Origin of the sequence: Acidibrevibacterium sp., from assembly GCF_049965395.1 — a bacterium.
Taxonomy (GTDB): Bacteria; Pseudomonadota; Alphaproteobacteria; order Acetobacterales; family Acetobacteraceae; genus Acidibrevibacterium; species Acidibrevibacterium fodinaquatile.
Map to the genome: position 1 here is coordinate 190,622 of NZ_JBMFWJ010000001.1, position 12,970 is coordinate 203,591.

The window sequence follows — 12,970 nt, forward strand, 5'->3', positions numbered from 1 at the left end:
GACGGCCGCGGCCGAAGCCGACGCGAAACCGCCGCATCAGGCCGGGCCAGCGGCAGGGGCCGCGACGCTTGGCGATAATAAGGTCAAAAGCCCTTTCAAGAGATCGCGCGGTGTCGGTGGACAGCCGGAGATCCAGAGATCGACCGGCAACACCGCGCCGATTCCACCCTCGCACTCGGGGCTTTCGGCAAAAAGTCCGCCATCGTACGCGCAAGCACCGATCGCAACCACCCATTTCGGATGCGGCATCGCGGCATAGGTGCGCAACAGCGCCTCGCGCATATTCCGTGTAACGATCCCAGTCGCCGCCAACACGTCGGCGTGCCGAGGTGAGGCGACAAAGCGAAGGCCAAAGCGCTCCAAATCGTAAAATGCATTGTTCAAAGCGTGCATCTCTAGCTCGCAGCCATTGCACGACCCTGCGTCGACGGCGCGGATCGAAAGGCCGCGCCCGAGCTTTTTTTGCGCTACCACATCTAGCTCGCGGGCGAGCCTAACGATCGCCGGATCCGCGAGCACCGGTGGTGGCTCACTCAGGGGCTTGCGCAGCAGACTTTGCAAAAGAATTTTCCGCATCACCCCACCTCAAAGATCATGTCCAGCATAGGAGCAATTGAACGATTTATTGCAGAGCGGGAAATCAGCGATGATATTGCCCTCGATCGCCGTTTCCAAAAGCGGCCATTGCAACCACGAAGGATCACGTGCATGGCAGTGTTGTACCCGCCCCTCCGCAATCGCAAGCCAAAGGAAAATATCACCCCGAAATCCCTCGACCAGCGCCATTCCCTCGCCCGAGCCAGGCGGAAAATCGGCCATGGTTGTCCCCGGCGGTAAACCCGCAAGCAATTGCGCGATTAAGCCGAGACTTTGCTCGACCTCCTTGATACGAATCCAAATCCGTGCATTGACGTCGCCCTGATGTAATACCGGAACCGTGAAAGTAAGTGCGTCGTAAGGAGCATAGCCCGGGATGCGACGGGCATCGAAATCCCGGCCCGAGGCCCGCCCGATGACCCCGCCAGCGCCAAATTGCTGTGCGAGATCGGCAGGCAAAATCCCGGTGCCGTTGGTGCGATCCTGCAGCGACGCGGTTAGGTCATAAAGCGTCACCAGGGCGGGAAAACGCGCGCGACTCTCAATGCCCAGTTCCTGGAGCGCACGTACACCTTGCGGCGCGAGATCAACCGCGACACCGCCTGGCACGACGCGATCCATCATCAGGCGATGGCCGAAACAGGTCTCCGCGGCGCGTAGAACCCGCTCACGCAAAATGGCACAATGAGCAAGCATCAAGGAAAACCCGCCATCGTTACAAATGGCACCGATATCTCCGAAATGATTGGCGAGCCGCTCGAGTTCGGCCATGATGGCGCGGAGCCACACCGCGCGCGGCGGCGGCGACACGCCAAGCGCCACCTCCGCAGCTTGCGCGAATGCGAGCGCATAAGCCACTGTGCTATCGCCACTAATCCTTCCCACGAGCTTCGCCGCCGAAGCCAACGGAATATTCTTCATCAGCCGCTCAACGCCGCGGTGGACATAACCCAGGCGCGCTTCGAGCCGCACTACGGTTTCGCCATCGCAAGTAAAGCGAAAATGCCCAGGTTCGATGATACCAGCATGCACCGGGCCGACCGGTATCTGATGCAACGCGTCACCTTCGACCGGGAGAAACGGATAGGTCTGCAGCGCCGTGCCGTGATCAAGCCACGGCCGCCGGTCGGGAAGGCCGACGGGGTCGAGACCGTAAACATCGCGAGCGCCCCGCTCGAGGCGCACCGCTGGTGGAAAGCGCGCGCCCAGCGATGGATAGCGGTGATCAGGACAGTCTCGCGCCAAATGCCTGATCGCGTTACCATCAAGCCATGCGATATGCACCCGCTTCGGCTCACCCCACAGGCCGAGTAACGTTGCACCCGCCGAGAGACGCGAGACGAGTTCGTCCCACGGAGTCATCCGAGCAACACCGCGATGTGCTGGAACCATACCACCAACGGCTTCGGCAAATAGACTCCAGCCGTCAGCACGAGCGCGAGATGCGCAAACATCGGCAAATAAGACGCATGCGCAGGTCCCGCCGGCCCACGCACGGGCCCGAAAGCAATGGTCGTTACTCGCATCAAAAGAGCACCGAGCGCAAGCAGGAGTCCGAGCACGAGCACGAGCGCGAGCAACGGCTCGCGCGCAAATGTTGAGCTGATGACAAGAAATTCGCTGGTAAAGACGCCAAATGGCGGAAGGCCCGTAATAGCGGCGACGCCGCCGACGAGGCTCCAGCCGAGTAACGGATGGCTTTCCGTCAGCCCGCCCATTTCCGCGATACGCTGCGTGCCTTTGACCTGAGCAACATGGCCAACCGAAAAAAAGATCGCCGACTTCGTCAAACTATGCATCACCATTTGCAAAAGTCCGGCGAAATTGCCGAGCGGCCCTGCCATACCAAAAGCAAATACGATGATACCCATATGTTCGATCGAGGAATAGGCAAACATTCGCTTGATGTCGCGGCGGCGATAGAGCATCACACTAGCGAACAGAAGCGAAACCAAGCCAAGCGCAATCATGAGCGGCCCGGGCGCGATCCCGCCTGGGCATGCCGCGAGCAGAATTTTGAAGCGCAGAAGCGCATATAGCGCGACATTGAGCAAAAGCCCTGATAAGACGGCCGAAATCGGCGTTGGTCCCTCGGCATGCGCATCTGGAAGCCATGCATGCATCGGCGCGAGGCCAACTTTGGTGCCGTAGCCGATCAGTAAAAAAACAAAAGCGATGTCGAGCAACGCCGGATCGAAGCCACGGGCGTGGGCGACGAGCACAGTCCAAGCCATACCGTCGAGCCCACCGCCGATCGCCGCGCGCGCTGCAAGATAGACGAGAATAGTACCAAAGAGAGCCAACGCAATTCCAACGCTTCCGAGAATGAAATATTTCCAAGCCGCCTCGAGTGCCTCATGCGTGCGATAGATCCCAACCATCATCACCGTCGACAGCGTCGCCAGTTCGACGGCAACCCACATAAGCCCAATATTATTCGAAATCAGAGCCAAATTCATGCCAAACATCATGACCTGGAACATGGCATGATAAAAGCGCAGATACGCCGGCGTGAGCCTCCCGGTTTCCAGCTCATGACCGATATAGCTCGCGCTAAACACGCTGGTCGTGAAGCCAACGAATGTCGAAAGTACAATGAACACTACATTCAGATCATCCACGAGCAAGAAATCACCATTCGCCGGACGCCGCCAGAACAGCAGTGTCGCGGCGACGAAGGCGATAAAACTCATCACACCGTTGAGCCGCGCCGAGAGACGGTAATCGGCAATCACCGCGAGCAGCGCGCTAGCGATCAAAGGCACGCCCAATACGCCGATAAGCGCAATCATTTGCGGTCTCCCCTGAACGCATCGAGAGCGTACATATCGACCGTGTCAAAGCGCTCTCGGATACGAAACAGGAAGACTCCGATCACCAGAAACGCGACCAGCACGGAGAAGGCGATGCTGATCTCTACCACCAACGGCATACCCTGGGCGCCGGCGGCGGCGAGATCGATGCCGTTTTCAAGCGACAAGAAAGCCGCCACCTGGCTGACCGCGTTGCGGCGCGTTACCATCATCAAGAGTCCCAGCAGCACGACCGAAAGTGCCAAGGCGATGTCAGTGCGCGTCAAAGGGTCGGCTTGCGCGGTGACCGGGAGCATCACCTCGAGCGATAGCGCAACCAAGGCGACTCCAGCGAGCATCACCAACCCAAGGCTTGCCACGTTCTCGATCTCACGATGAAGACCAAATCGCACGACGATACGACGCAGAGCCGCGGGGATCAGCGCCGATTTGAAAATCAACGTGATCACGGCAGTAATATAGAGCTCAGCGGCGCCTTGAACATGCGCCTGCCACGCGACGGCGAGCGCCAGGATGAAGGCGTGTATGCCAAGCATGTTGAGGAGAGCGAGAAGGCGCACCTGATAGATCATCAAAAAGCTGGTAAGCACCAAAGACCCGGCCAGGATTTTTGCGACGTCGAACGAGATCGTGTGCATCAGAGGCCTCGCGAGACATAAAGCAGTAGAGTCGCCAAAAGCCCAAGCATAAGCGCAATGCCAAGAAGATTGGGAACGCGAAAGACCCGCATCTTGGCGATAGCGGTCTCGAATATGCCAAGCAGCGTTCCGGCAACAATGAGCTTGCCGCCATAGGCGAAACCACCGCGGACGAAATCGCTGATTGCTGTGATGCCGTCCCCGCCGCTTGCCATCCCGAAGGGGAAAAAAATTGCAGCGATCATGGACGCTGTGAGCAGCAGCTTAAGCCAAGAAGCAAACTCCAACATTGCTAGATGGCGCGCGGAATATTCGAGAATCATGGCTTCATGGACCATGGTCACTTCGAGATGGGTCGCGGGATTGTCGATCGGGAAACGGCCATTTTCGGCCAGCGCGACGATCACGAACGCGACTAACGCCAGCGCCAGCGAGACGCGCAAGCCGGCGACACCCGAGCGCAGGAACTCCGCGATCGTTACAAGCTGAGTCGAACCGGCGATCAATGCCAATGTTACCACGATCATCAGCATCGCCGGCTCGGCCAGGGAGGCGATCATCATCTCCCGTGATGCACCGATGCCGCCGAATCCCGTGCCGATATCGAGGCCCGCGAGCGCGAGCAGAAAACGGGCGGCACCGAGTAGCGCGGTAATCACGATCAGGTCACCGGTCCAGGAAAACATCAAGCCACCGGCAAAAGTCGGCACCAGCGAAGCGGCAACCCAGGTCAGCGCGAAAATCAGATACGGAACGGTTCGGAACAACCAGGAAGCATTTCCGGCAATCACGGCTTCCTTGCCGAGCATGCGTCTAAAATCGCGATAAGGCTGCACGATCGAGGCGCCGCGTCGGCGCTGAAGCCGCGCTTTTACCTTACGCACCCAGCCAGTGAACAAGGGCGCCGCGAGCAGCACAAGCATCATCTGCGCGCCTTGCGCCGCGAACGACATAAGCGTGGACGGCATCGTCACTGCCATAGCGCCAACGCCAAAAGCAGCGATATCAAGGCGAGAAAGACGAAGACCAGGAATCTCCGAATGGTTAGAAACTGCAGCGGGTTCATGAGATCGGCGATGCGGCTGACCAACCGCCCGAGCGGAGCATAAAGCGCCTCCCAGATCGGATCTGACAACATCTTTTCTATGCGTGCCGGCGCAATGTCGCTGGGCGGCGGCATGAATACGGTTTCTCGAGCACGAAAAAGGCTCGCCGCGAAGACACGACGGATCGGCTGCGCGAAGCTGGCGCCGGTGTATTGGGTGATTGCCGTCTGGTCGGGAAAGCCGCAATCCCAGGCGGGCACACTGCGGACCGCGCGTGACGCGAGGCGGTGAATGGTCAGGATGGCGAGCGACGTCGCGAGCACAATGAATAGAAAAATCAGGAGACCATTATAGGAACTTCGCATGGCAGCAATGGGAATGAGGGAAAGCCAGGGCAGAGCCATTTGCCCGGTGAGATGAGCACCAAGAAGCATGTTTGCAACCGGAGCCAAGGCATCAACGAGCACGCCAGGAAAGAGTCCGAGAAGCAGGCAAAGCAGTGCCGCGCCAAACATCGCGGCACGCGAAAAGTGATCCACTTCAATGGCGTCTCGCGCCGCGTCGCTGCGCGGCCGGCCGAGAAACGCTATCCCGAAAAACTTGACGAAACAGGCACCCGTGAGCGCAGCGGTGAGGGCGAGCAGAGCGCCATCCGCTGGGATCATCAGCTTGAGCCCCCATTGCGGCAGCGCCGGGCGCAGAAGAATGGCCTGGAACGTGAGCCATTCCGACACGAACCCATTGAGCGGCGGCAAGGCGGCGATCGCGGCGCAGCCGATCAGCACGGCGAAGCTCGTCTGCGGCAGACGGTGGATCAACCCGCCGAGACGCTCCATGTCGCGCTCGCCGGTTGCGTTCAGCACAGCGCCGGCGCCAAAGAACAAGAGGCTTTTGTAGATGGCGTGGTTAAACACATGAAATAACGCGGCGGTCAGTGCAAGGGCGGCGCCGATGGCGAATCCGGACGCCTGAAACGCCATCGCCAAGCCGAGACCAATGAAAATGATGCCAACATTTTCAACCGTGCTGTAGGCAAGAAGACGCTTGAGATCGCTTTCCATGAGGGCGTAGAGAATCCCAAGCCCGGCTGTCCCGCCACCGAGCACGAGCACGAGCACAGCACCCCATTGCGACGCCCCGCCAAGTAAATCAAAGGCAATTCGCACGAAGGCATAGATCGCGACCTTGGTCATGACCCCACTCATCAACGCCGAAACATGGCTCGGCGCAGCGGGATGAGCGAGCGGCAGCCAAGCGTGCAGCGGCATCACTCCGGCCTTAGCGCCGGTGCCTAGCAAGGCAAGTATGAGCACAACGCCGGCGATGGCCGGTGTCGGCCGAACCGCGCGCATCAACGCGAAGGCGTAGCCGCCATTCTCGCCTGCGAGCAGGCCGAAAGCCAACAACAACACGAGGCCTGACAAGGTTGCCATCACGAGATAGACGAAGCCGGCGTGGAGATTGGCTTTGTCGTGATGATGGGCGAGCACCAATGCCCAGGATACGAGGGACATCAACTCCCAAGCGAACAGAAACGTAAAGGCATCATCAGCAATGATCACGAGATTGAGCGCCGCCAGAAACCATGGATAAAAGGCAAGCACACGCGCCGCGTCACGCTCGTGTCGGCCATAGCCGATCCCATAAAGCGAGGCACCGACGCTGCCGAGATTGACGACGAGAAGGAAGAATCCGGCAAGCGCGTCGAGCCGGAAATGCGCGCCGACCCAGGGAAGGCCGAGCGGTAAAACGAGCGTTTCCGGCGTGTCGCCAAGAAGAGCGCGAAGGGCCACGATGCCGAGCCCTACGCCAATGCCAAGGCTCACGCCATAGACGATGACGTGAGCGCCTCGGCCGCGGAGCGCGCCGATTAGCCCGAGGATGAGGAAAACAAGGATGCCGGACAGCGCGGCGATCATCTCTCGCCGGCCCCAGAAAGCCGAACGCCACGGCCGCCGCTTTGACTTGCGGCGCCCTCACCAATCAATTCGATGCCAGCGGCCTTGAGCGCCCGGACGAGCTTTTCAAGCGAGTCGATATTACCGCGGATGACCCCTTCGCTCGCCTCCATGCGCTGAATGGTGGGCAAGGATAGACCGGAGAGTTCCGCAAGCTGCCGTTGGTCAATTTGTAACAACGCCCGCGCGGCGCGCATCTGGCCTGAGGTGATCATGCTGCGATCCACTATGCACCCGACAGTTATCATATGTCAAACATTAGTAGGCACTTTTAATATTGTTTTTTACGCAAATGACATAGCTATAGTGGTGTTTTGCCTATCAGGCTGCGGCTTACGCCGGTCGTGGTCGAGTAGCTCGGCCATTCGGCCACTCGACGCCGTTCTCATTGGCCCATTTCAGAATGGCCTTGCTGGTGGACCCGGTTCCGTTGTCGGAAGCCAACGCTGGTTCGGGCGCAGCGGCACAGGCATCGGCGTCCGGCTGCCACGCGCCCGTTTGCGGCCACGGCGGCGGACAGACAGCCCCTCTTCGTGGTAAAGGCTTGGACCTCGTCTAGGGCTTTCCGGCCGGGAGAAGCTCACTCAGCAGCCGATTGGGGAACCGCCGCTTCTGCACGATGGCATAGAACGTCTCCGTGACCTCGGGTATCCGGCAGTGCTCGACGAGGGCACCCGTCTCAAGCTCGTCGCGGACGACAATTGGAGGCACGAGGGTCACGCCCTCCCGTTCACGGGCGAGCAGACGCAGCATCGCCATGTCGTCGACTTCGGCCAGGATGATCGGCCTTATCCCGGCTAGCTCGAGCACCCGATCGAAGGCGACGCGAATATCGCTGTCCAGGCTCGGCAAAAGAATCGGTTCCGACCGGAGATCGTGGGGAAATTTGAACGTGCGCCCATCGGCACGCGGATGGCCGACCAAGCTCACGGGCTGCTCGTTGAGCAAATGATTGCGCAAGGACGAGCTGGCGTCGCGTGGCGCAGCGCTGTTGGCTAGGACCACGTCGATGGCGTGCGCCTCCAATTGTGTCAGCAGATCGCGAATGTTGCCTGAGCGGACGATCAATTCGACATCCGATCGGCCGACCAAGGGCCGGAGAAATTCGAGCTGGAAATTTCGCGAGAGCGTCGTTAGCGCGCCGACGCGGAGAACCTGACGGGTAGCCAGCGGCTGTCCCCGCAGGGTGCTCATGAGTTCGTCGCCGGCCTTGAACACCGTGTCGGCGTAGTCGAGCGCGATCTGGCCAGCTTCTGTCAAAATGAGCTTCCTGCCGACGCGCTCGAAAAGCGGATGGCCCATCTGGTGCTCAAGCTTCTGAATTTGAACAGAAAGAGCCGACTGCGACAGGTTCATGCGCTCGGCCGCCCGCGTGAGGCTGCCCTCGTGCGCCACCACCCAGAAGTAGCGCAGGTGATTGTAGTTCAGGTCCCTCATATCGTTCTATTAAAACGAACGACTTTGCCGATACAATGAATTTTTTTCGGATTTCGTGATCAGGTACCAACCTCCCCGAACAGTCATTGTCTTTGAAGGGGGCTCTCGTGCAGCACTTCCTCGCGCCGCTGTCGGCGCCCGCTCCGCTGATTCTCGCCGGAGCAATCAGCTTCCTCGATCGTGGTCGGCGGCCCAAACTGGCCCCCTTACTGGCCGAAACCGCTTCGCTCCTCGCATTGCTTGGGGCGATGGTGTCAGTCGGGGGGCTAATCCTCGCCGGCGCTGGCGGTCGTCCAGTCATCGGGCTTCACGGCGTCGGCCTGTCAATCAGGCTCGACGCCGTGAGCGCGACCATGTTGCTTCTGGTCACGTTCGTAGGCTGGATCGTCGTCCGTTACGCGCGGCCCTACCTGGACGGTGAGGCCCGCCAAGGCGCCTTTACCGGATGGCTTTGCTTGACGCTGGCGTCAGTGGCGCTACTGGTGACCGCCGGCAATCTGTTCCAGTTGGTGATCGCCTGGATCGCCACCGACCTCTTGCTGCACAGACTTCTGCTGTTCTACCCGGAGCGGATCGCAGCGCAACGCGCGGCGCGAAAGAAGTTCATCACGGCGCGGCTTGGCGATGCCGCGCTCCTGGGCGCCGCTTTCCTGCTGGCCGCCGCTTACGGGACTTCGGACATCGCGATGATTCTTACAAGCGCGCGGTCGGGTTCGGGTGGAGGTCTTGCCGCCGCCGCTGCCGGGCTCCTGGCGATCGCCGCCGCGCTCAAATCGGCTCAGTTTCCCGCCCATGGCTGGCTCACCGAAGTCATGGAGACGCCGACGCCGGTGTCGGCGCTCCTCCACGCCGGCGTCATAAATGCCGGCGGCTTTCTGCTGATCCGCTTTGCCGACGTCATGCTGCTGGCGCCCGGCGTGCTTGCCGCGCTGGTCATGCTCGGCGGATTCACCGCGCTGTTCGGCAGCCTGGTCATGCTGACCCAGCCCGCGGTCAAGACCTCGCTCGCCTGGTCCACCGTGGCCCAGATGGGGTTCATGATCTTCGAATGCGGCCTGGCGCTCTTCCCCCTGGCGCTACTGCACATCGTCGCCCACTCGCTCTACAAGGCGCATTCCTTCCTCGCCTCCGGCGGCGCCGTTGAGCGCGTGGCTGCGATCCGCAGGCCTGGCCCGGTCGCCGTGCCAAAGGCTGGCGCCGTAGCCCGCGCCTTCCTGTCGGCGCTCGCCATCTATGTCCTTGTCGGGGCTTGCTTCGGTTTCGAACACAAGTCGCCTCAGGCGATCGCGCTCGGCGCCATATTGATCTTCGGCGTCGCCTATTTGCTGGCGCAAGGGTTCGCCGACGCGGCGCCCAGAGCGCTGACACGGCGCACAGCCGTCTATGCCGTGGCGACCGCGGTCGGCTACTTCGCCCTTCAGTGGGCGGCAACCGCGATCACCGCGAATGTCCTGCCACCGCCACCGGCTCCCGGTCCGCTCGAATGGGCGCTGATCGCGCTGACGGCCGCAAGCTTTGGCATCGTCGCCGTCGTGCAGGCCATGTTTCCCCTCTGGGCCAACCACCCCGCGGCCGCTGGCCTGCGTGTGCATCTTTCGAACGGACTTTACGCCAACGCCGTCTTCGACCGGCTGATCGGCGCCTGGTCCATCCGCAAGCCGTCCTAACCGACCAGGAAGAACGCTCATGATCAACGAAATCCTCTCGACCTGGCCCGCCCCACAAGCGTTGTCCTTGGCCATGGATCGCGCCGCGCGTGCGATACCGCCCGCCTGGCCTCTGGCGTCCAGCGTCGCGGTCAATCCGTTTCTTGGGCAGACCGACGAGCCCCTTGCCAAGGTCGGCGCGCGGCTCGCAAGGGTCGCCGGCGCCGCCGTCACCATGCCCCGGAGCTGGTATGCTCAGAAGATCGCCACAGGCGTGATCAGCGACGCTGACCTTTCGGACGCTCTGGCGAGCGTCTCGACGGGGCCGAAACCTGCGGATGCTACGGCCCTAAAGGCGGCGGCCAGCGTCGAAGCGCCGCCGCCAAAAGCACTTCCGACCATCGCCGAACTGGCGGCGCGCCTGTCCGGCGTCGATTGGCCGGGGATCATCGCCGAACGCTTCGGAGCCTGGGCCGCCGGCTATTTCGATGAAGGACAGGCGCTGTGGGCCGCGCCGAAAGGCAAAGGCGCCTACGCGGCCTGGCGGGCGATCGCCACCCACGACCTCACACCCGAAATCGCCGGGCTGCCTAACTTCGCCCTGCACGTATCAGAGGCACCGGAGACCGCCTCATCTGTGGTCGAACGCGTCGTCACGCGGCTGGGATTGGAGGCGGATGCCGCCGAAACATACTTCCACCAGATGCTCATGACCCTTGGCGGCTGGGCGCAGTATGCCCGCTACATGCTTTGGAAGGCCGAACTCGCCGGCGATGCCGACGAGACGATCACCGACTTCCTAGCCATCCGGCTGCTCTGGGAAGAAGTGCTCTTTCTGCACTACCACGCTGAGATCGCGGCGCCTTGGGCAAGCGTTCGGACGGCGCATGCCGCGCCACTCGCGCCGACGCTCGATTGCGCCATCGACGCCATCCTACAGGAGGCCGCCGAGAGAGCCGCGCAACGGGCTTTGGCGCAGACGCTGGCAGGACAGGCTCCTCAAGCGCGCGATGGCCGACCCGCGCTCCAGGCCGCATTTTGCATCGATGTTCGTTCGGAGGTGTTGCGCCGGGCGCTGGAAAGCCTCGATCCCCGGATCCAGACCATGGGCTTCGCGGGCTTTTTCGGTCTGACCATCGCGCATAGGCGGTTCGCCTCCGACATCGAAGAAAAACGACTGCCCGTTCTGCTCAACCCCGCACTTAGGTCGTGCTCCGGCGGCCCCGATCTCCATGCGAAGGATCAGTCGACGCGGTTCAAGGCACGCGCGAAGCGCGCCTGGGGTCGGTTCAAGCTCGCTGCGGTCTCCTCCTTCGCCTTCGTCGAGGCGACGGGTGCCGTTTACGTGGGCAAGCTCCTGACCGATGCGTTGGGATTGCTTGGCGCTCAGCCGCCAGGCGACCCGCCGCCTCGGCTCGATCCCGCGCTCGACGCGGCGGCCCGGGTAAAGGCCGCCGAGACCGTGCTGCGCGCGATGTCCCTGACCCGCGATTTCGCGCGGCTGGTGCTGCTGGCCGGTCACGGCGCCAACGTCGTCAACAATCCTCATGCCAGCGCCCTGCAGTGCGGCGCCTGCGGCGGCTATTCCGGAGAGGTCAACGCCCGGCTGCTCGCGTCGCTCTTGAACGATGTTGAGGTGAGAGAGGGGCTCGCAAGCAGCGGCGTGGCAATACCCGACGACACGCTGTTTGTGGCGGCGCTGCACGATACCACTACGGACGACGTGACCCTCTATGACGAGGATCATCCCTCCGCCGCCCACACGGACGACCTCGACCAGGCGAGAACCTGGCTGGCTTCGGCGGGCAAGATCGCCCGGACCGAACGCGCCCTTCGCTTACCGCGCGCCGCAAGCGAGGCCGCCATTCATCGCAGAAGCCGCGACTGGTCCGAAACCCGGCCCGAATGGGCGCTCGCCGGATGCCAGGCCTTCATCGCCGCGCCGCGCTGGCGCACGGTCGGCAAGAGCCTGGAAGGGCGGGCCTTTCTGCATGACTATGACTGGAAACAGGACAAGAGCTTTAGCGTTCTCGAGCTGATCCTGACCGCTCCGGTCGTCGTGGCGAGTTGGATCAGCCTGCAATACTATGGCTCGATCGTGGCGCCGGATATTTTCGGGGGCGGCAACAAGCTTCTGCACAATGTCACCGGCGGGATCGGTGTGGTCGAGGGCAATGGCGGGCTCCTGCGCGTCGGCTTGCCCTGGCAATCGGTGCATGATGGCGAGCGCTATGCGCATGATCCGCTGCGCCTGTCGGTCTGCATCGAGGCGCCGCGCCAAGCGATGTCGGAGATCCTTGGCCGGCACGCCGGCGTGCGCGCGCTGTTCGACAATGGCTGGCTGCACCTGTTCGCCCTGGACGAGGCCGGGCGCATCGCCTGGCGTTACACGGGCGATCTCAAATGGTCGGCGACGGGAGACCGCGACGCCGCTCACGCATCGCACCCTATCGAAATGGCGGTCTGACGCGACGCCCCGCCAGCCGATCAGCACCAATTCCGGTCAGGAGGGCATTGTCAGGTTGATTGGGTGAGGTGCGATTGACCTGGGTCACGATCGATTAGGCGGCCACGTTGGCGGCATAATCGGCCCAGAGTGAAAATGCGTCAGCCCGACGATGGCGGAATGATCGGGCGGAGAGGCGGTGGCGTTTCAGGCGGAACAGGGTGATGATCTGGTCGTGGGTGGCGAGAAATCTCTGGGCTTGGCCGGCGGACTTGAACCGGGCCATAATCTTCTCTCGTCGCCTCGTATGGCGATGAGAGGCTTCGATCCTGTTGTTTAGCCGCTTGTGGGACCGATGATCGGCACTGCGGCAATCGTTTCGGAGTGCA

The 12,970-nt window shown here is 61.8% G+C and carries 11 protein-coding genes; 2 read left to right on the forward strand and 9 right to left on the reverse strand.

Features of this window, described 5'->3' with window-relative positions:
* Positions 1–36: 36 nt before the first annotated feature.
* The 8 genes from ACP5M5_RS00925 to ACP5M5_RS00960 all read right to left on the reverse strand — a co-directional run bounded on the left by ACP5M5_RS00925 (position 37) and on the right by ACP5M5_RS00960 (position 8,489).
* Positions 37–576, reverse strand: coding sequence for an NADH-quinone oxidoreductase subunit B family protein (locus ACP5M5_RS00925; protein WP_427934925.1), 540 nt, complete (start codon positions 574–576; stop codon positions 37–39).
* 9 nt (positions 577–585) lie between these two features.
* On the reverse strand, positions 586–1,959 hold the full coding sequence (locus ACP5M5_RS00930; RefSeq protein ID WP_427934926.1) for a hydrogenase expression protein HypE: 1,374 nt from the start codon (positions 1,957–1,959) through the stop codon (positions 586–588).
* Positions 1,956–3,389 (reverse strand): hydrogenase 4 subunit F, encoded by a 1,434-nt coding sequence (locus ACP5M5_RS00935; protein ID WP_427934927.1) that lies wholly within the window; start codon positions 3,387–3,389, stop codon positions 1,956–1,958. Before ACP5M5_RS00935 ends, ACP5M5_RS00930 begins: the two co-directional genes overlap by 4 nt.
* Positions 3,386–4,048 carry a hydrogenase-4 component E gene (locus ACP5M5_RS00940; protein WP_427934928.1) on the reverse strand — a complete coding sequence of 221 codons (663 nt, stop codon included), beginning with the start codon at positions 4,046–4,048 and terminating at the stop codon, positions 3,386–3,388. Before ACP5M5_RS00940 ends, ACP5M5_RS00935 begins: the two co-directional genes overlap by 4 nt.
* Positions 4,048–5,028: a respiratory chain complex I subunit 1 family protein gene (locus ACP5M5_RS00945; RefSeq protein WP_427934929.1), complete on the reverse strand. Its 981-nt coding sequence runs from the start codon at positions 5,026–5,028 to the stop codon at positions 4,048–4,050. Before ACP5M5_RS00945 ends, ACP5M5_RS00940 begins: the two co-directional genes overlap by 1 nt.
* On the reverse strand, positions 5,019–7,013 hold the full coding sequence (hyfB, locus tag ACP5M5_RS00950; RefSeq protein ID WP_427934930.1) for a hydrogenase 4 subunit B: 1,995 nt from the start codon (positions 7,011–7,013) through the stop codon (positions 5,019–5,021). The genes ACP5M5_RS00945 and hyfB overlap by 10 nt, the downstream gene beginning before the upstream one ends.
* Entirely contained in the window at positions 7,010–7,267 is a 258-nt protein-coding gene (locus tag ACP5M5_RS00955) for a helix-turn-helix domain-containing protein (RefSeq protein ID WP_427934931.1), read from the reverse strand. The genes hyfB and ACP5M5_RS00955 overlap by 4 nt, the downstream gene beginning before the upstream one ends.
* Positions 7,268–7,607: 340 nt before the next feature.
* The gene (locus ACP5M5_RS00960) at positions 7,608–8,489 is read right to left on the reverse strand and encodes a LysR family transcriptional regulator (protein ID WP_427934932.1); all 882 of its coding nucleotides are present in this window, start codon (positions 8,487–8,489) and stop codon (positions 7,608–7,610) included.
* 107 nt (positions 8,490–8,596) lie between these two features.
* Between ACP5M5_RS00960 and ACP5M5_RS00965 the strand changes: the two genes are divergently transcribed.
* Both ACP5M5_RS00965 and ACP5M5_RS00970 read left to right on the forward strand, forming a co-directional pair.
* A complete protein-coding gene (locus ACP5M5_RS00965; RefSeq protein ID WP_427934933.1) occupies positions 8,597–10,156 on the forward strand; it encodes a proton-conducting transporter membrane subunit in 1,560 nt (519 codons plus the stop codon).
* Between the two features lie 19 nt (positions 10,157–10,175).
* Positions 10,176–12,602 carry a YbcC family protein gene (locus tag ACP5M5_RS00970; RefSeq protein ID WP_427934934.1) on the forward strand — a complete coding sequence of 809 codons (2,427 nt, stop codon included), beginning with the start codon at positions 10,176–10,178 and terminating at the stop codon, positions 12,600–12,602.
* 94 nt (positions 12,603–12,696) lie between these two features.
* Here the strand turns inward: ACP5M5_RS00970 and ACP5M5_RS00975 are convergent.
* A partial coding sequence (locus ACP5M5_RS00975; RefSeq protein ID WP_427934935.1) for a DDE-type integrase/transposase/recombinase occupies positions 12,697–12,970 on the reverse strand: 274 nt, incomplete at its 5' end.

Coding starts and splice junctions, on each gene's coding strand:
- ACP5M5_RS00955 (WP_427934931.1), bottom strand. CDS start 7,267: ATGATCACCTCAGGCCAGATGCGCGCCGCGCGGGCGTTGTTACAAATT.
- ACP5M5_RS00940 (WP_427934928.1), bottom strand. CDS start 4,048: ATGCACACGATCTCGTTCGACGTCGCAAAAATCCTGGCCGGGTCTTTG.
- ACP5M5_RS00945 (WP_427934929.1), bottom strand. CDS start 5,028: ATGGCAGTGACGATGCCGTCCACGCTTATGTCGTTCGCGGCGCAAGGC.
- ACP5M5_RS00935 (WP_427934927.1), bottom strand. CDS start 3,389: ATGATTGCGCTTATCGGCGTATTGGGCGTGCCTTTGATCGCTAGCGCG.
- ACP5M5_RS00970 (WP_427934934.1), top strand. CDS start 10,176: ATGATCAACGAAATCCTCTCGACCTGGCCCGCCCCACAAGCGTTGTCC.
- hyfB (WP_427934930.1), bottom strand. CDS start 7,013: ATGATCGCCGCGCTGTCCGGCATCCTTGTTTTCCTCATCCTCGGGCTA.
- ACP5M5_RS00925 (WP_427934925.1), bottom strand. CDS start 576: ATGCGGAAAATTCTTTTGCAAAGTCTGCTGCGCAAGCCCCTGAGTGAG.
- ACP5M5_RS00930 (WP_427934926.1), bottom strand. CDS start 1,959: ATGACTCCGTGGGACGAACTCGTCTCGCGTCTCTCGGCGGGTGCAACG.
- ACP5M5_RS00960 (WP_427934932.1), bottom strand. CDS start 8,489: ATGAGGGACCTGAACTACAATCACCTGCGCTACTTCTGGGTGGTGGCG.